A 17,500-nucleotide genomic window follows, 5' to 3' on the forward strand; every position below is an offset into this window, starting at 1 on the left:
TTCGGATATCCAACCTTGTTATACGGTCGATCCTTCCAAAGTGTCCAGATACTCTTGAAAAATATCGGCCGACAGGTTTTTCAGTTCGCGGCGGGCGGCGATCATGTCCTGGTGTCTGCCGTTCCGTCGGGCCTGTTCGGCCTGTTGCAGGGCTCTGTAGATCGTGGTTGCGGGGGTGACCGGCAGGGAATCGTCCGCCACCAGGGGGAGGATACCCTGGAGAAAGGCGTGGATCGGCGCCAGGGAAGGGCCGTATTCCTTGATGATCTCCGCCAGCGGTTGGTGGATGATTGCTTCAGATGAAACCGCCTCCGGGTTCAGGAGCAGCGCCCTGGCGTAACAGGGACCGGAGCGTTCCGTCCGTCCCTGGCGGTAGAGCGCCTCGCCGAGGTAGAGATGGGGCAGGCCGCTGTCCGGGCGGGATTGGATCAGGGATCGCAGGGCCGTCACGGCGGCGGCGAGATCGCCGAGTTGCAGATGGAGATAGCCGCTGCAGAGGTCCGGAGGGGCGTAGAATGTCGGTCGGTCGGCAAGGGTGGTCAGCAGGCGCTGGATCAGGGAGCGCCGCAGCTGTTGCGAATAGTCGGCGGCATCGAAGGGGAATCGGCGTATGGTGGCCCAGAGGAAGGGCGGGGCGGTTTCGGGGGGAAGTGCGTCGAACTCGGCGAGAGTTTTCTCCCAATACAGCAGCTCCTCCATGCTTTGGGCGGCCTCGGGATGGTTGGGGAAGCCGCGCAGGACGAGGTTGAAACTATGTCGGGCGTCGGTGAAGTCAAGCCTTGCCAGGCTGTTGCGGCCGACGCCGATTTCTATACGATCCCAGTTGAATAAATCGAGTTGCATGGTTGGTGGCTGCCTTTTTTTATGGATTTTTTCAGTGGCCGGGGTAGCGTTTAAGCGTTTAAGCGTTTAAGCGTTTAAGCGTTTAAGCGTTTAAGCGTTTAAGCGATCAAGCGATCAAGCGATCAAGCGATTATTTTTTCAAATAACTCTGCAGCAGGGCGTCAAATTCGGCCAGTTCGGGGTCGGGTTTCGGGGCCTTGTATTTTGTGCCTTTAAATCCGCTGCCTTTCAGGTGTTCCATGAATTTGTAGATCATGATGGAGAGTTTTCGGTGCTGATCGAGCAGATTGTCGGCATCCGTCTTGTCGATGTATTTCTGATCAAAGGCGATATACAGCTGGCAGCGAACCTCGCCGCAGCTTCCCTTGGCAATCGCCAGGTACTGAATGAATTCCTGGTTGCCGCCACGTTCATACCCTTCGGCTATGTTGGACATCACTGAGACAGAGGCCCGCTGAATCTGGTTGCACAGGCTGTAGTCTTTTACAAAATTGCCATTGCGGGTCAACTGGTATATTTGTCCGGTGAGGTAACGGGCGAGCTTCCAGATTTCCAGGTCTTCAAAATTTGTCATACTCATCACTTCTGGGGGATGTTTAATCGTTTAATCGTTTAATCGTTTAATCGTGCCATCCTAACACCGGGATCGGAGCGGGACAACCGGCAAAAGCGCTCCTGGCCGGACATTGGCGGCGGAACAGGGGGGCGGAGTGAATCCGGTCGACAAAAATCCGGCCAGTACTTACAATGTCGGAATTAATGGAGAACCGATGCGGACATTTGACGAAATTTCCGCCGCCCGGCGGGTCCTCGACCTGCCGGTGACGGCGACGATGCGAGAGATCAAGTCGCAGTACCGGCGGCTGCTGGCGAAGTGGCATCCGGACCGCTGCAGTGGTGCGGATCAGCAGGAGTGCGCCGCCAGGACCAGGGAGATCATCGCCGCCTATAAGGTCATCAGCCGCTACTGCAGCGAGTACGAATACTCCTTTGCCGAAGATGTGGCGCAACGGCATCTGACCCCCGAGGAATGGTGGCTCAGGCGGTTCGGTAATGCCCCCATGTGGCGGGACGAGAAAGGGGTGGAGGAGTGATGGTTGCGGCGGAATGGACCTCGAGAGCGAGACTTGAGGTCTTGCATGGATAACAGCTTGAAACTGCAGACAGACACTCTTTCCCGGACCGCCCGGTGGTCCATCCTCGTCGCCTTCGTCGTCATCTGGTACGCCCTGATCCAGGGGATCAGCCATTTCGTTTTTCACGTCGCGCCCGAGCCGGCGGCCCTGCCGCAGGACCTGGCGGCGCATCTGCTGTTCGCGATTATCTGCTACAGCCTGTCGGGGCGGCTGCGCTTCACCCTGCCGACCGTCGCGGCGTTCGTCGCCGCGCTCAATCTCTGCAATGCCGGCAAGATCCAGTTTTACGGCACCCCGGTCATGCCGGACGATTTCATCGCCCTGCCCAATCTCTTCATGCTCCTCACCGGCTGGCAGCTGGCCGGGGCCATCGCCATCGTTGTCCTGCCCTTTGCCCTGCTGCTGCTGATGATCAACTGGCGGCGGCGTCGGACCTGGCTGCTGCTCGTCCTGTACGTCGTGGCCGTCTGGGGGGTGCTGCAGGTGGCGGGACCGGCGGTGGCGATGATGGACAAGGTGTTCAGGAACAGCGTCTGGAACCAGCGCGGCAATCTCGAAAGCCGGGGCGTGGTGATCCATCTCGTCCAGGAATCGTTGCGGCACCGGGTCCGAAGCGGCAGCATGCCGTCGGCGGCGGAGGTCGATGCGGCCCTGGCGGTGCTGCGGCCGAATGCCGCCGCGTTCTCCCCTCCAGCGGCGCCGGCCGGTTCGCCGCGGCGCAACGTCCACATGATAGTGCTCGAGTCGTTCTGGGACGCCGCCCTGCTCACCGGTTCCGGCCTGTCGATGGACCCTCTCGATCCGCGGTTCCGCGAGCTGTGGCGGCAGGCCGGCGATTCCCATGTCCTGTCGCCGATCTTCGGCGGCTATACCGCCAACGCCGAGTTCGAGGCCCTGTGCGGCTTCCCGGTGACCGAGAATCATGTCTACTTCGAGTCCGGCCTGCGCAACCAGGCCCCCTGCCTGCCACAGATCCTGCAGGAGGCCGGCTACCACGGCATCGCCTCGCACCCCAATGTCGCCGGGTTCTGGAACCGGGTCAACGCTTACCGGCGCATCGGTTTCGAGACCTACTGGTCGGACCGCGACTTCGTCCTCGACGACCTCAACGGCGAGTTCTTGAGCGATGCCTCGCTCTATCGCCAGACCATGGACAAGATCGGCAGTCGCGCCGACCGCGACCGGCCGGTCTTCAATTTCCTGCTGACCTATTTCGGCCATGTCGATTATCCCCTCAACGCCGCCAGGCCGAGGATGATCACCACCACCGACAAGAACGCCCTGCTCAACGCCTATGTCAATCTGATGTACTACAAGTCGCGCGAGTTGATGGATTTCCTCGAGATCCTGCGCCGCGACGACCCGGATGGCCTGATCGTTCTGTTCGGCGACCACCTGCCCTTCCTCGGGCCCGGCTTCTACGGCTATCTGCGCTCGAAGCTGCTGACCGACAACCGGGCGATGATGACCGACCGGATGGTCTATACCCTGACCGCCACCCCGCTGGTGGTCATCGACGGCCGCCGCGGCCCGCTGCCCCTCGGTGACGTGCCGATGTACCGGCTGCCGGCGATGATCCTTGATCTTCTCGGCCTGGCCGGACCGGACGTGATCAGGCTCTCGACCCCGCCCGGAGATCTGGCCGTCCGGCCTCTGCCCGGCATGTACTGGGCGGGCGACGGCGGCCGGCAGACGGTCTGCCGGGAGGAGCAGCAGGAACAGGGACCATGCGAGGTCACGGATCGGTGGCTGCAGGCCTTGATCACTGTTTCCCGCGATCTCTTCAGCGGTTCCCGGTTTGTCCTGAAGGCGGAGCCTCTTGCCGAATAGCAGGATCGGCAGTGGGCAAGACGGGAACAGGCATTGTTGTCCTGTCGAGTATTGCTTGACATGTCAGGCCCCTTCCTGAAATGTCAGGCGCCTTCCTGACATGTCAGGCGCCTTCCTGTCAATTCGGGCGCTTTTCTGTCATTTCGAGCGTCAGCGAGAAATCTCGTCTTTCCGGCAGGAGATCTCTCCCTAGCGGTCGAGATGACAGGGGTAAAGGTCGAGATAACAGGGGATAAAGGTCGAGACGACAGGGAGGATGTCGAGATGACAGGGGAGGCAGACATTCAGTTTCCCGATCCCCGTAATGTCCTCCCGACCGGTCCGCCGCTACTCGGGTGTCTCGATTTTTTGCAAGTATCCCTTGCTGTTCGGAATTGAGGGATATATCGTTTGAGTGTGGATTGCGGTTGCCTGCAACAGCTGCCGGATGGAAAACGGTGGACATCTTCGCTTCCGGCCTCACCTCGGGAGATGGGAACACATGGAAAACAACACCAAGTTCAATGTCTGGTATGTACTGGCGGCAGTCTGGGGGGTGCTTCTGCTCCAGAGCCTGATCTTCGACCAGTTCCGCGCCAAGGTCATTCCCTACAGTGAATTCATCCAGGCGCTGACGCAGGACAAGGTGATCGAGATCGCCATCGGCCAGGACCGGATCAGCGGCAAGATGAAGAACGAGACCGGCGACGGCGAGGTCGTCTTCACCACCGTCCGGGTCGACTCCGACCTGACCCAGAAGCTGGCTGAGCATAACGTCAAATTTTCCGGCCAGGTGGAAAATACCTTCTTCAAGACCCTGCTGTCGTGGTTTGTGCCGATCCTGCTGTTCTTCGGCATCTGGTACCTGCTGATGCGAAAGCTGCAGGGCGGCCAGGCGGGCATCATGAATTTCGGCAAGAACAAGGCCAAGATCGTCGGCGAAAAAGATATCGACACCCGTTTTGGCGATGTCGCCGGGGCCGATGAGGCCAAGGAGGAACTGCAGGAGATCGTCGATTATCTCGCCCGGCCGGAGCGCTATCTGGAGGTCGGCGGCCAGATGCCCAAGGGCGTGCTGCTGGTCGGCCCACCGGGGACGGGCAAGACCCTGATCGCCCGGGCCGTCGCCGGCGAGGCCGGGGTGCCGTTCTTTTCGATGAGCGGGTCCGAGTTTGTCGAGCTCTTCGTCGGCATGGGCGCCGCCCGGGTCCGGGATCTGTTCGATCAGGCGAGGGATAAGGCCCCCTGCATCATCTTCATCGACGAGCTCGACGCCCTCGGCAAGGCGCGGGGGGCGGGCGGCTACGGCGGCCACGACGAGCGGGAACAGACCCTGAACCAGCTGCTGGTGGAGATGGACGGTTTCGATACCCAGAAGGGGATCGTCATCATGGCGGCGACCAACCGGCCCGAGGTCCTCGATCCGGCCCTGCTGCGATCCGGCCGCTTCGACCGCCAGGTACTGATCGACCGGCCCGACGTCAACGGCCGCGAAGAGATCCTGAAGATCCATGTCAGGAAGGTCAAGCTCGAAGACGAAGTCGATATCCGGGTGATCGCCCAGAAGACCGCCGGCTTTACCGGCGCCGATCTGGCCAACGCCGTCAACGAGGCGGCCCTGCTCGCCGTCCGCAAGGGGCGCAAGAAGGTCTCGACCGTCGATCTCGACGAGGCGGTGGACCGGATCGTCGGCGGGCTGGAGAAGAAGAACCGGGTCATCAATCCGCAGGAGAAGAAGATCGTCGCCTACCACGAGGTCGGTCATGCCCTGGTGGCCACCCTGACGCCGGGTTCAGAGCCGGTGCACAAGATTTCGATCATCCCCCGCGGCCTTGCCGCCCTCGGCTATACCCAGCAGCGGCCGACCGAGGACCGCTACCTGATGAGCGCCGACGAACTGCTGGCGAAGATCGATGTCCTGCTCGGCGGCCGGGTGGCGGAGCAGATCTTCTTCGACAGCGTGACCACCGGGGCCGGCAACGATCTGACGCGAGCCACCGATATCGCCCGGGCGATGATCGTCGAGTACGGCATGGGCAAGACCCTCGGCCTCTCGACCTACCCTCGTCAGCGGGGTCCGGTCTTTCTCCCCACCGAGCACGGCTATGCCGGAGGACGGGACTTCAGCGACGACACAGCCACTCGGATCGATGCCGAGACCAGAGAGATCCTCGATCAGCGGCACCAGCATGTCATGGAGATGCTGACGGAGCGCAGGGACAAGCTTGCGGCGATCGCCGAACTGCTGCTGGAGAAAGAGGTGCTGCTGGAGGAGGAGTTCATCGGCATGGTGAAGGAAGATTGAGCGGGATGGCGGAGCGATCGGTTGCGGTCTGCGACGGCCGCAACCGATCGCCTGCTATTTACGGCCCGGATTGGTCTCGAGCGGCCGCATCTTGCCGACCAGTCGCGCCGACAGCCACGGCATGCCGCTGATCAGCGACACCAGCACCGAGGCGGCGTACGGGACGCTCTGGACGCTCAGGACCAGGGCCCAGACCCGGATATCGAGCATCACCCCGTCGGGCCGCTGCAGCACGGCATAGGCGGCCAGGACCAGGGCGATCAAAAACAGCAGCTCTTCACGGGAGTCGAGCAGCGCCTGGAGCAGGGCGTTGGCCTTGGCCCGTTTCGGGGTGCGGAAGAAGCCGATGCCGCGGGTGATGAAGCCGGTGAGCATCGCCTGGGCGATGACGTGCGACAGGGCCAGCCCGGCCAGGCCGGCGGCCAGGCTCTGGCGCATGTTGGCCGCCACCCGGCGGCGGTAGAGGAAGAACATCTTCAGGCTCTTGAAGACGAACAGCGTCAGCGGCAGGATGGCGAAGATGATGTGCGGCGGGGCGACGTGGAGGGGGAACAGCGCCATGCCGACGGTCCAGGCCAGGGCGGCGAAGTTGAACAGCAGGTTGATGCCGTCGGCGAACCACGGCAGCCAGCCGGCGATGAAGTGGTAGCGCTGGCCGAGGGTCAGGTTGGTCGATTCGAGGCCGATCAGTTTCATCAGGTGGTGGCGGACGATGATCACCGCCCCGTAGGCCCAGCGGAAACGCTGCTTCTTGAAGTCGATGAAGGTGTCCGGCATCAGGCCCTGGCCGTAGCTGTGCGCCAGGTAGGTGGCGGAATAGCCCTTCTCGAAGATCCTGAGGCCCAGCTCGGCGTCCTCGGTGATGCACCACTCGGCCCAGCCGCCGATCTCATCCATCACCGAACGGCGGACCATGGTCATCGTCCCGTGCTGGATGATGGCGTTGCGCTCGTTGCGGGTTATCATGCCGATGTTGAAAAAACCGCGGTACTCGGCGTAGCACATGGCCTTGAAGGCGTTCTCGGTGTCGTCGCGGTAGTCCTGCGGTGATTGGACGATCGCCATCTTGGGATCGCGGAACTGCGGCACCAGGGCGCGGAGCCAGTTGTGGTCGACGATGTAGTCGCTGTCGATGACGGCGATGATCTCGGCGTCGGGGGCGGTCTCGCGCAGGGCGAAGTTGAGCGCCCCGGCCTTGAAGCCGGCCAGCGGGTCGACATGGAAAAAGCGGAAGCACGGCCCCAGTTCCCGGCAGTACTCTTCCACCGGCTGCCACACCGCCGGGTCCTTGGTGTTGTTGTCGATGATCAGGACTTCGAAGTTGGGGTAGTCGAGGGCGGCCAGGGCGTCGAGGGTCTGCTTGAGCATGTCCGGCGGCTCGTTGTAGGCCGGGACGTGGACCGAGACCTTGGGATGGTAGGTGATGGCCTGATCTGTTTCGGCGTGCGGCAGGCGGCGCCAGTTCTGGATCCACAGCGCTTCCGCCCATTCGTGGGCCTCGGCGATGATGACGACGATGGCCCCGAGGGCGGCGAAGAAGAGGATGATGCCGACGATCAGGCCGCTGGTCGACATGTACTGCTGCGAGAAGTCGTAGACGATCCACACCGCGAAGGTCGCAATCGAGAAGGCGATCACGGCGAGAAAGCCGCGCCCCGAGGTCTTCATGGTGCCGCTGTCGCGGAACAGCAGGAACAGCAGTACCACCGACAGGGCGATGCTGATCGCCGCCAGGTCGCGCCACTGCGGTACCGCCACGAGCGGCTCGCGGAACGAGAACTTCGGCAGGCGCTTGGCGTTGTAGACCCCCCAGTGGGCCCCGGCCTCGCCCTCGGCCGATTTCTTCCACACCTGGTCGAAGGCCTCCATGATATAGTAGGTGTATCCGTTCTTCTCGGCGGTGGCGAGAAACCGGCGCAGGAACTTGGCCTGGTTGGCTTGGCTGGCCACCGCCTGGTCGCGGGTGCGGCCGTTGCTCGGCCAGCCGACCTCGGTGATGACGATCGGTTTGTCCGGGTATTTCCGGCGCAGCTCGTTGTAGCGGAGGACGCAGTAGTTGACGGCCTCTTCGATCGGAATGCCCTCCCAGTACGGCAGCAGGTGGACGGCGATGAAGTCGACGTGTTCAACCAGTTCCGGATGCTCGAGCCAGATGTGCCAGGGCTCGGCGCAACTCACCGGGGCCCACACCGATTTGCGAACCCGCTCGAGGTGCTTGATCATCTGCGGCACGGTCTGCTCGGTGCGGAGCAGGGTCTCGTTGCCGACGATCACCCGGACGATGTTGCGGTGGTTCTCCCGGTAGACCTTGATCAGTTTCTGGATTTCTTCCTCGTTGTCCTTGTCGATATTCGATATCCAGGCCCCGAGGACCACATTGAGCCCCTTCTCCGCGGCGAGGCGGGGGATGGCCGCCAGTGTCCCCTTGACGCTGTAGGAGCGGACGGCATGGGAGTCGCCGGCCAGCAGGGCCAGATCCTCCTCGATCTCGGCCTCGGTCGGGAAGATATTGAGTTCGGCCGATTGCCCGGCGCGGTAGGGCGAGAAGGAAAAGCCCTGGACCATCTCCGGCCAGGGCGGTTCGATATCGGGGGAGTTGACCAGCATCCACAGCAGGGCGGCGAGCCCACCCATGATGATGGTGATAAAAATCCCGGAACGGTTCATGCGGGTCTATCCTTGCAGGCGGAGCCGGTACAGCGGCGGAGATTTCCCGTCTGTGGCCGGTTCCTCATTGGGCTGAATTCGTGTGGAATGGAGCAGTTATGCATCAACTCATGGTTACATGGCGGTGTTCGTCCAGTCAAGGGAATTCACCGCCGGGACCAGGAGGGGTGAAGGGCGAAAATCCGGTCAGCCCTGGAAGTTCGGCCGTCTATATAGCACAGAGCTGCGGTGAAGAAAAGGGCGGAAAACGTATTGAACGTTTGAACGGTTAAACGTTCAACAGACTGAGCAGGAAATCGATATCGGCCTCGGTGTGACCGGCGTTGACCTGGAAGCGGATGGTCTCGTCGCCCTGCGGGACCACCGGATACGTCAGGCCGACCGCCAGCACCCCGTTGTTAAACAGGTGGTTGACCAGCCGCCGGGTCGCGGTCGTGTCCCGCACCAGCAGCGGCACGATCGGATGGGGGCCGGGGATCGATTCCAGGCCGAGGGTGGCCAGGCCGGCCCGCAGTTGCCGAGTCCGCCGCTGGAGGGTGGCGAGCAGGGCCAGACCTTCGCCGCTGTCGCAGAGGTCGATGGCACTGGCGGCGGCGGCGCAGTCGGCGGCGCCGAGCGGGTTGGTGTAGATGTAGGTGTCGGCCTTCTGTCGCACCGCCTCGACGATGGTGGCGCTGGCGGCGATGAAGCCGCCGTTGACGCCGAAGGCCTTGCCGAAGGTGCCGACGACGATATCCGGCATGGCGCCGCAGAACTCGGCGGTGCCGCGGCCGGTCGCCCCGTAGGCGCCGATCCCGTGCGAATCGTCGACGATCGTGATCACCCCGTCGCGGAATTGCTCGTGATACTCACGGCACAGCTCGACGATCCGGTCGATCGGGGCATGGTCGCCGCGCATGCTGAAGACCCCGTCGAAGATCACCACCACCCGCTCCATCGCCGGATCGACCGCATCGAGGCAGCGGCGCAGGTCGTTCATGTCGTTGTGGCGGTAGATACCCTTGTTGGCGCCCGGAACTCCGGCGATGCGCATCGCCCGGATGATGCTGTTGTGGTTGAGCTGGTCGCCGATCCAGTGGGTTAAGGGGGTGGCCAGGGTCAGGGCCAGACCGCAGTTGGCGGTGTAGGCGGAATTGAAGATTCGCGCCGCCGGACGGCCGACGAAGCGGGCGATCCGCTGCTCGAGGGCGATATGGGGTGCAAAGGTGCCGTCGATGAACCGCACCGCCCCCGGCCCGACCCCGTAGCGGCGGCCGGCCTGGTCGGCCGCCTGCAGCAGGGCCGGGTGAAAGGCGAGGGAGAGGTAGGAGTTGGAATTCATCCGCAGGAAAGGGCGGTCATAGCCTTCCAGGGTGTAGCGTGGGCCGTGGACGTCGTCGCTCGGGATGCAGCCGCTGATGACCCGCTCCGGCGCCTTGCTCCGGCCTTCGTCTGCCAGGTACTGCAGTTCCGCGGTCAAGGCCGCGTCCAGCCGCTCCAATGCCATGGCGCCTCCCTATTCCCAGTTGAGGATGACCTTGCCCGAGCGGCCGGAACGCATGACCTCGAACCCCTGCTCGAATTCGGTGAAGGGGAAGCGGTGGGTGATCAGCGGACTGATGTCGAGGCCGGTCTGGATCATCGCCGTCATCTTGTACCAGGTCTCGAACATCTCGCGGCCGTAGATCCCCTTGATGGTCAGGCCGTTGAACACCACGGTGTTCCAGTCGATCGCCGTCTCGCCGGGCATGATGCCGAGCATCGCGATCTTGCCGCCGTGGCACATGTTGGCGAGGATGGCCTGGAGGGCGGCCGGGCTGCCCGACATCTCCATCGCCACGTCGAAACCCTCGCGCATCCCGAGCCGCTGCTGGACCTCGGCCAGATCCTCCTTCGCCGCATCGACGGTGAGGGTGGCGCCAAGCTTCCGGGCCAGTTCGAGGCGGTAGGGGTTGACGTCGGTGACCACCACGTGGCGGGCTCCGGCCAGGCGGGCGATGGCCGCCGCCATGCAGCCGATCGGGCCGGCGCCGGTGATCAGCACATCCTCGCCGAGGACGTCGAAGGACAGGGCGGTGTGGACGGCGTTGCCGAGGGGATCGAAGCAGGTGAGGATGTCGGTCGGGATGGCCCGGTCGCAGTACCAGACATTGGTCACCGGGATGGCGAGGTATTCGGCGAAGGCCCCGGCCCGGTTGACCCCGACGCCGCTGGTCTTGTTGCAGAGGTGGCGCCGGCCGGCGAGGCAGTTGCGGCAGTGGCCGCAGACGAGATGGCCCTCGCCCGAGACCAGATCGCCCGGGTGGAAATCATGGACATTATCCCCGACCGCGGCGACGGTGCCGACGAATTCGTGGCCGATGGTCAGCGGCACCTGGATTGTCTTCCTGGCCCATGGGTCCCAATTGTAGATATGGACGTCGGTGCCGCAGATGGCGGTCTTGACGATCTTGATCAGCACCTCGTTGCTGCCCGGCACCGGGACCGGGATTTCCATCAGCCTGAGCCCCACACCCGCCTCGGTCTTGACCAGCGCCCGCATCTTCTTCATCATCCGCTCCTTGCCATAAAGCTGCCGTACGGTGAGCTCGACTGCCTGGCCCCTGGCGAGGGCGGCAGGTCGTGACTGAACCGGCTCCTCCCTTCGATGGTCGGGGACCGTATTCGTCTGCACCCCATATTGATGGAGTACAACAGAAAAATGGGGGAAGCAAGACCAGGGCAGGGTTTTTGTGCCGCCCCCCGGTCGGATGCAGCAGATCTGAGTATATCCCGTTCAGCCCTTCAGGATCTCTGCCAGCGCGGTCACCAGTTCGGCGCAGGCGGCATCGGTACCGATGGTGATGCGGAGGAACTGGTCGATCCGCGGCAGACGGAAATGGCGGACGATGATGCCCCGCTCCCGCAGGCGCATGCTCAGTGCCGCAGCGTCATGGGCCGGGTGACGGGCGAAGACGAAATTGGCCTGCGACGGCAGCACCTCGAAGCCCAGGGCCTGCAGGCCAGTGGTCATTTCTTCCCGGGTACGGATGACCCTGGTCCGCGTCTCCTCGAAATAGGCCCGATCGTCGATGGCCGCCACGGCCCCGACGATGGCCAGCCGGTCGAGGGGATAGGAGTTGAAACTGTCCTTGACCCGCTCGAGGCCCTCGATCGGTTCGCGCTGCCCCATCGCGAACCCGACCCGCAGCCCGGCCAGAGACCGGGATTTCGACAGGGTGTGGATGACCAGCAGGTTGGGATAAGCGGCGATCAGGCCGACGGCGCTCGTCCCGCCGAAATCGATATAGGCCTCGTCGACGACGACCACCGAATCGGGGTTGGCCGCCAGGATCCTTTCGATCGCCGCCAGCGGCAGACCGAGGCCGGTCGGGGCATTGGGGTTGGCGATGATGATCCCGCCGTTGTCCCGCCGGTAATCGTCCGGATCGATGGTGAAGTCGTCTTTCAGCGGCACCAGTTCATGGCGTATCTGGTAGAGACCGCAGTATACCGGGTAAAAGCTGTAGGTGATGTCCGGAAAGAGCAGCGGTTTTTCGTGCTTGAGCAGGCCGAGAAAGGTGTGGGCGAGGATCTCGTCGGAGCCGTTGCCGACAAAGACCTGGTCGAGCGAAAGGCCGTGATACCGGGCTATTGCCTCCCTGAGGGCGGTGGCTTCCGGGTCGGGATAGAGGCGCAGGCTGTCGTTGGCGTCAGCCTGGATGGCGGCGACGGCCAAGGGCGACGGGCCATAGGGGTTCTCATTGGTATTGAGTTTGACCAGCCGGTCGGCCTTGGGTTGTTCGCCGGGCACATAGGGTTTGAGATCGCGGAGGATCGGATTCCAGAAACGGCTCATGATGCGCTGTCCTTATTTGGTCTATGGGGGGTGATCGATCAGTTGCTATTTGTCCGATATCGCCCCGATTGTCAATCGTATTCGGATTTTGGCGAGAGGTGTGGCACGGGCAGTATCCGGTAAACGTGAAAAAGGCTTGCGGGGGCGATAGCGGCGCGTTAGGGTTATGTGTCAATGTCTGTTATCGCCGATGCCTCCGACGGGCGTCAGGGTGAACAGATTGCTTCAAATCTACCATCATACAAGGGAGTCGGATATGAAAAAGGTGGCGATAATCGGTTGCGGATCATACATGGATGCAGGATACGGTTGCCCGGGCGAATGGCGCTGCCTGAAGGCGGCGGCAATGGGTGACGGCAAGTTCGGCGAACCGAAGGCGGTGGTATCCTTCGTCAAGTGCGAGTGCCCCGGCCGGACCCTGGTGCCGAACACCGGCATGGCAATGAAGCTGTCGGAGATCAAGCCGGACGAGATCTACCTCAGTTCCTGCATGGCCAACGCCAAACCGGGCTGCCCCTACACCACCCCGGAAGAGAAGGCGCAGATGATCGAAGAAAAGACCGGCATCACGGTCATACTCGGCACCCACGATTATCATTGATCGTGCTGGAACTTCCCGGATTCGGCAACTCAACCCGGGAAGTTCCCCATCTCGTGTGTCCCGTCTCACATTCCGCCTCCGCCACAGGACAGGAGGTAGTAAGGTTTATTCTCGATGCAGGGTATTCTTCATCCAGCGGATGACGGCGGAAAGGTAGTTCTTGCCGGTCTTTTCGACCTCTTTTTCAAACCATCCCAGTTCCGAGAAAAGAGAGAGGTTCCACAGCGAGCCGCCGAGTCCTTCATGGAGCAGGATCAGCTCCGCGTGCTGGATGGTGTGGATGGTGTCCGAGTGGTCGCTGCGGGTAAAGATGGTGACATTGCCGTCCTGCGAGACGGCGATGGCGATCGAGCCCGGCTGGTCGTAGGCGAACTGGGCGGCCGACTGGTGCCGGGTGCCGCTCAGGCTCGAATAGGGGGCGATCCTGTCGACAGCGCCGTCGAAGGGTTCGATGATCTGGAGGCTGGAAGAAGAGGCCTTGATGTTCTGAGCCCTGATTTTGGCGCCAAAGCAGTAGACATAGCGATCGAAGTTCATGACCAGGGCGCCGTCGACGGCGGTCAGACGGGCTACGCGGCTGATCTGCTGCTGCACCTGCTGCCAGGCCTTGACCCAGTCCTTCTGGTGCGGCAGATTCAGGTCCTCGATCAGGTTGAGGACCTGATCGAGGCTGGCGCTCTCGGAGGGCTGCTGCACCTGCCTCTGGTCCATATCGAGGAAATTGGCGCCGCCGGTGTATTTGATCGGCAGTTTGATCGACTGCATCCAGTCCTTGTTGTCGGGGACGACGAGGATGATCCCGCCCTTGCCGTGCGCCCGCGTCTGCTGGACGATCTTCAGGATCGCATTGTAGCGCAGAAGATTGAGGAGCTTGATGTCATTGGTGTGGGCCTGGGCCGCTATACTCGGCATCAATGTCTGAAATATGCCGCGGGGGTCGATGAACACGGCCTGGTTGCCGGTCAGAGCGGCGATGGTCCTGCCGCTGTACATGATGAGCACCCGTCCCGGCCCGAGGATCTGAACCCAGAAGTCCGGTTTGACAGGCTCATGCGAACTCGGGGTGAAGCCCCATATTTTCAGCGTCCCGTTCTGATCCGGCCAGATGCCGATATCGGCCCTCGGGTTCTCCAGAGCCGGGCCGAGTTTGACCAGGGTTTTCGAGGAAAAATCGAGGGGGTTGTCAAAGTGGAAGGTGTCCGAGGTATGCTCCGATTGTTTGAGCATGATCGAGGCCACGACCGGGGCTCCCTCCTCGGTGGCGAAGCTGGCCCAATAGGCGACGTCGATGATCAGGGCCAGATGTTCGGGGGAGGGGATATTGCCTTTGAGAAAAACGGTGCTGAATTCCGAGCCGGTCGTCGATGTTTCCTGCGGCCGGGTTATCCTCTCCCAGAGCCGGTTGATGAACTGCTGGTCGAGCTGGAACGCTGATGAGTGCATGCAACAAAAATTCCTGGTTGGAGCAGGCGAAAGACTGCAATTGATCCAATCTCATCGCCTTACTCGATGATAATCCTCAACTATACACGAGGGTGACGGCTCATGCATCCGGAATATCGTGAAAATAAGAGAAGTATTGAGGGACTACACACAAAACGCCATCACCCTGAACGAGGTCCAGGTTGGCTTATGGAAGGTGCTTGACGAGGGCAGATGTGGAGGCGAAACCATAGAGAGAAAATGGCGATGTGATAACCAATGCCGAAAAAGCGAGCGGACCCTGGTTGCTGGACAGTAATGTAAGCGGTGCGCAATCATAAGGACCAAAAATCGATGAGCAAAGCGAAGAAGAGAAAGCTCCACTCTCCAGAATACAAGGCCGAAGCTGGACTGCGGTATTCAACTGCAATTGAAGTCCAGCACGCATTAAACTCGGTCGATTAATGTCTTGACTCAGAGGTCCGCCTTGCTTGCCGCATTGCTACCGGGTTACAGTGAGGAAGATCTTTTCGTAGAGCTCTCTATACCCCTCGTGGCTGCTTTCATCGAGCCACCTCTCGTAGGTGGCCCGATATCGGGCGCTCGGTCGCTGTTCGATCAGGACGTGGTTGATATCCTCGATCGCCTTCCTCCCCCACTCGGTCTTCGAGCAGGCGACATAGCTGAACCATGATTCCGGGTTTCCCTGGTTCTCCTCAATATCTATAGTCATGATCTGATCACGGATTCCCAGTCTCTCCGCCTGGTACATTGCCTCTTCCGGCAGGCCTATCAAGCCATCGAGCCGGTCGAGCTTCAACATTTTGAAGAAATGGAGGGACAGCTCCTGTCCTTCGAAGGCGAAAATGTTCTGTTTTGTTCCATAGCGGTTCAGGACCTCGTTTACAAATTTGCCGTACGAGCGGTTTTCACCTCGGCCAATGATCAATTTTTTGGATTTCAATATGTCTTCCAGCTTCACCTGCTTGGTCCTGCCGAAGGAAGTCCATTTGGATTTATCGATGATCAGCACCGTCGGATAGGTGAAAAAACTGGGGATGGAAAAATACATGAACTTCTCGCGCTCAGGGGTCTTGTACAGGCCGACATTGCAGACCTTGTGCCCCTGTTCGAACTCGTAATAGTGCCGGGTGATGTTGGCGATAGTCCGGCTATGGGTGTATTGTGGCAGGTGCTCGATGATGATGTCGGTGACCTGGTCCTCGTAGCCCTGTCCTTTGTACTGGCCCTCGTGGATGAAAAAAGGAGGGGCAGTCGCCTCGAGCCAACCGATAGAGTCCTTGGCATCGGAGGGAATGGATGGACCCAATATGGCGATTGCAATAATAAAAAATACCCTGAAGTGTCTGAAAACTAAAGACATGATTAACTCCCTGGACGGCTCATCGATCATTTGACCGGGCTAAGGGATATGGCGGTCTGGTACGGTTTCATGTAGTCCGTTGAACACGATTTTGGCAAGTTGTTCCATCGTATAAGGTTTACTGATGAATCCTCGGGCGCCCAGGCGCTGGGTCGTCTTGACTTCCGTATCCCGTGAGAAACCGCTCGAAATTATTGCCTTCTGCCCAGGAGAGATGACAATGATCTTTTCGTATGTTTCCCGACCATTCATCCCCGGTCCCATGATCATATCAAGGACGATGAGATCGAATGGCGTATTCTGCACGCAAGCAACCGCCTCTTCGCCTGATGCAACGGATGAGACCCTGTAACCCAGGCTGGAAAGAACCTGAATGGCTATATCCCGTTGCTGCTGCTCGTCATCGACCACGAGAATGGTCTGCCCGGTTCCTCGATACACTGCGAGGTCGGCTGTTTCTTTGTTTATTGTATGCTGTGCTTGCGTCCTTGGGAAGTAAAGGTCAAAGACCGTGCCGTTTTTATCGCTGGTGACGGTGACAGTTCCATCATGGTCCTTCATGGTATTCCAGACAACGGCCAGACCCAGTCCGGTCCCGCTACGGCCCATGGTTTTTTTTGTATAAAAAGGTTCGAAAATATGTTTGAGATCCTTGGCCAGAATTCCAGGTCCATTGTCTCTGACGGTAATGACAGCATATTCGCCGGCGGCTAATGACGTCCCTTCATCTGGTTCAGCGGTAATGAAACGGTTGGCAGTAGCGATAGTGATCGTTCCTTTACCGTTGATGGCTTCGAACGCATTGGTGACGAGATTCATCAGGCATTTCTTTACGTGCACCGGCGAACATGAGATTCGGTGGATATCGGCAGAAAAATTTGTATTAACCGATAGTTGTGGATTGAAGGCAGTGAGTTGATAGAATTCCGGAGAATCGAGATATTCACGAATGAGGGATCGTGGATCGATGACCACCTTGACGGCCGCAACGCCCCGGGCGACAGTGAGGAGATCCGAGACTACCGCGGCAGCCTGCAGACCCGATTTACGTATGGCCTGGAGCGGACGGCGGAGCGGGCTGTCATCGGGAAGGTCGATCAGCATCAGTTCAGGGTAGTTGATCACCCCCGATAAAATGTTGTTGAGATCGTGAGCGACACCTCCTGCCATCAACCCTATCGCTTTCATTTTCTGTGCGCGTCGAAGCTGTTCTTCCAGAGCATGACGATCACTGATATCGATGGCGATAAACCGGGTGCCGACTGTTATTTCATCCTCGAGAATTGGAGATGAGCGGAGAAGGACCGGAAATGTCCCTCCTCCACTGGAGACCAGGCGGAATTCCTTCAGTCCAGGATCATCTCCACGAAGCGAAGCTTCGAAATAGCTGGCAGCTTGCTGCTGTAATCCGGGGACGACAAAACTTGACCAGCTCACCGGTTGCTCTAGACGCTCTGAAAGGCCGAGCCGATGCATTGCTATCTGGTTGGCGTAGGTAATCTTTCCCAAATAATCG

13 protein-coding genes (1 of these 13 cut by a window edge) are annotated in these 17,500 nt (G+C 60.5%); 4 read left to right on the forward strand and 9 right to left on the reverse strand.

Annotated elements, in window-relative coordinates:
- Positions 1-18 precede the first annotated feature (18 nt).
- The gene (locus ACWGKN_RS14150) at positions 19-843 is read right to left on the reverse strand and encodes a tetratricopeptide repeat protein (protein WP_035232497.1); all 825 of its coding nucleotides are present in this window, start codon (positions 841-843) and stop codon (positions 19-21) included.
- Between the two features lie 130 nt (positions 844-973).
- A complete protein-coding gene (locus ACWGKN_RS14155; protein WP_452095496.1) occupies positions 974-1,417 on the reverse strand; it encodes a four helix bundle protein in 444 nt (147 codons plus the stop codon).
- 196 nt (positions 1,418-1,613) lie between these two features.
- Here ACWGKN_RS14155 and ACWGKN_RS14160 point away from each other — a divergent pair, with 196 nt between their 5' ends.
- From ACWGKN_RS14160 to ftsH, 3 genes are all read left to right on the forward strand, one after another.
- A complete protein-coding gene (locus tag ACWGKN_RS14160) occupies positions 1,614-1,937 on the forward strand; it encodes a J domain-containing protein (protein WP_452095497.1) in 324 nt (107 codons plus the stop codon).
- A gap of 57 nt (positions 1,938-1,994) precedes the next feature.
- Entirely contained in the window at positions 1,995-3,809 is a 1,815-nt protein-coding gene (locus ACWGKN_RS14165; RefSeq protein ID WP_452095498.1) for an LTA synthase family protein, read from the forward strand.
- Positions 3,810-4,290: 481 nt separating this feature from the next.
- On the forward strand, positions 4,291-6,093 hold the full coding sequence (gene ftsH / locus ACWGKN_RS14170; protein ID WP_035232494.1) for an ATP-dependent zinc metalloprotease FtsH: 1,803 nt from the start codon (positions 4,291-4,293) through the stop codon (positions 6,091-6,093).
- Between the two features lie 54 nt (positions 6,094-6,147).
- Here the strand turns inward: ftsH and ACWGKN_RS14175 are convergent, their stop codons facing one another.
- The 4 genes from ACWGKN_RS14175 to hisC all read right to left on the reverse strand — a co-directional run bounded on the left by ACWGKN_RS14175 (position 6,148) and on the right by hisC (position 12,577).
- Positions 6,148-8,760, reverse strand: a complete 2,613-nt coding sequence (locus ACWGKN_RS14175) for a glycosyltransferase (RefSeq protein WP_035232493.1) — start codon at positions 8,758-8,760, stop codon at positions 6,148-6,150.
- A gap of 268 nt (positions 8,761-9,028) precedes the next feature.
- Positions 9,029-10,246 carry an aminotransferase class I/II-fold pyridoxal phosphate-dependent enzyme gene (locus ACWGKN_RS14180; protein ID WP_424253798.1) on the reverse strand — a complete coding sequence of 406 codons (1,218 nt, stop codon included), beginning with the start codon at positions 10,244-10,246 and terminating at the stop codon, positions 9,029-9,031.
- A gap of 9 nt (positions 10,247-10,255) precedes the next feature.
- Positions 10,256-11,281: an L-threonine 3-dehydrogenase gene (gene tdh, locus ACWGKN_RS14185; RefSeq protein ID WP_424253808.1), complete on the reverse strand. Its 1,026-nt coding sequence runs from the start codon at positions 11,279-11,281 to the stop codon at positions 10,256-10,258.
- A gap of 234 nt (positions 11,282-11,515) precedes the next feature.
- On the reverse strand, positions 11,516-12,577 hold the full coding sequence (gene hisC / locus ACWGKN_RS14190) for a histidinol-phosphate transaminase (protein WP_452095499.1): 1,062 nt from the start codon (positions 12,575-12,577) through the stop codon (positions 11,516-11,518).
- 256 nt (positions 12,578-12,833) lie between these two features.
- Here hisC and ACWGKN_RS14195 point away from each other — a divergent pair, with 256 nt between their 5' ends.
- The gene (locus tag ACWGKN_RS14195) at positions 12,834-13,178 is read left to right on the forward strand and encodes a CGGC domain-containing protein (protein ID WP_035232486.1); all 345 of its coding nucleotides are present in this window, start codon (positions 12,834-12,836) and stop codon (positions 13,176-13,178) included.
- A 105-nt stretch (positions 13,179-13,283) separates the two neighbouring features.
- Here ACWGKN_RS14195 and ACWGKN_RS14200 read toward each other — a convergent pair whose 3' ends face one another.
- From ACWGKN_RS14200 to ACWGKN_RS14210, 3 genes are all read right to left on the reverse strand, one after another.
- Positions 13,284-14,621: a putative sensor domain DACNV-containing protein gene (locus ACWGKN_RS14200; protein ID WP_424253802.1), complete on the reverse strand. Its 1,338-nt coding sequence runs from the start codon at positions 14,619-14,621 to the stop codon at positions 13,284-13,286.
- Positions 14,622-15,102: 481 nt separating this feature from the next.
- On the reverse strand, positions 15,103-15,984 hold the full coding sequence (locus tag ACWGKN_RS14205; protein WP_452095500.1) for a TIGR02285 family protein: 882 nt from the start codon (positions 15,982-15,984) through the stop codon (positions 15,103-15,105).
- A 39-nt stretch (positions 15,985-16,023) separates the two neighbouring features.
- A protein-coding gene (locus ACWGKN_RS14210) for a hybrid sensor histidine kinase/response regulator (protein ID WP_452095501.1) crosses the window boundary here: on the reverse strand, positions 16,024-17,500 show its 3' portion. Its footprint extends 581 nt past the window's final position; only the last 1,477 of its 2,058 coding nucleotides appear in the window; its start codon lies beyond the right edge, outside the window — the gene reads right to left on this strand; the stop codon is at positions 16,024-16,026.

This window comes from Desulfoprunum sp., assembly GCF_053613775.1.

Coding starts and splice junctions, on each gene's coding strand:
- ACWGKN_RS14180 (WP_424253798.1), bottom strand. CDS start 10,246: ATGGCATTGGAGCGGCTGGACGCGGCCTTGACCGCGGAACTGCAGTAC.
- ftsH (WP_035232494.1), top strand. CDS start 4,291: ATGGAAAACAACACCAAGTTCAATGTCTGGTATGTACTGGCGGCAGTC.
- ACWGKN_RS14205 (WP_452095500.1), bottom strand. CDS start 15,984: ATGTCTTTAGTTTTCAGACACTTCAGGGTATTTTTTATTATTGCAATC.
- ACWGKN_RS14195 (WP_035232486.1), top strand. CDS start 12,834: ATGAAAAAGGTGGCGATAATCGGTTGCGGATCATACATGGATGCAGGA.
- ACWGKN_RS14175 (WP_035232493.1), bottom strand. CDS start 8,760: ATGAACCGTTCCGGGATTTTTATCACCATCATCATGGGTGGGCTCGCC.
- ACWGKN_RS14200 (WP_424253802.1), bottom strand. CDS start 14,621: ATGCACTCATCAGCGTTCCAGCTCGACCAGCAGTTCATCAACCGGCTC.
- ACWGKN_RS14150 (WP_035232497.1), bottom strand. CDS start 843: ATGCAACTCGATTTATTCAACTGGGATCGTATAGAAATCGGCGTCGGC.
- ACWGKN_RS14155 (WP_452095496.1), bottom strand. CDS start 1,417: ATGACAAATTTTGAAGACCTGGAAATCTGGAAGCTCGCCCGTTACCTC.
- ACWGKN_RS14160 (WP_452095497.1), top strand. CDS start 1,614: ATGCGGACATTTGACGAAATTTCCGCCGCCCGGCGGGTCCTCGACCTG.
- hisC (WP_452095499.1), bottom strand. CDS start 12,577: ATGAGCCGTTTCTGGAATCCGATCCTCCGCGATCTCAAACCCTATGTG.
- tdh (WP_424253808.1), bottom strand. CDS start 11,281: ATGCGGGCGCTGGTCAAGACCGAGGCGGGTGTGGGGCTCAGGCTGATG.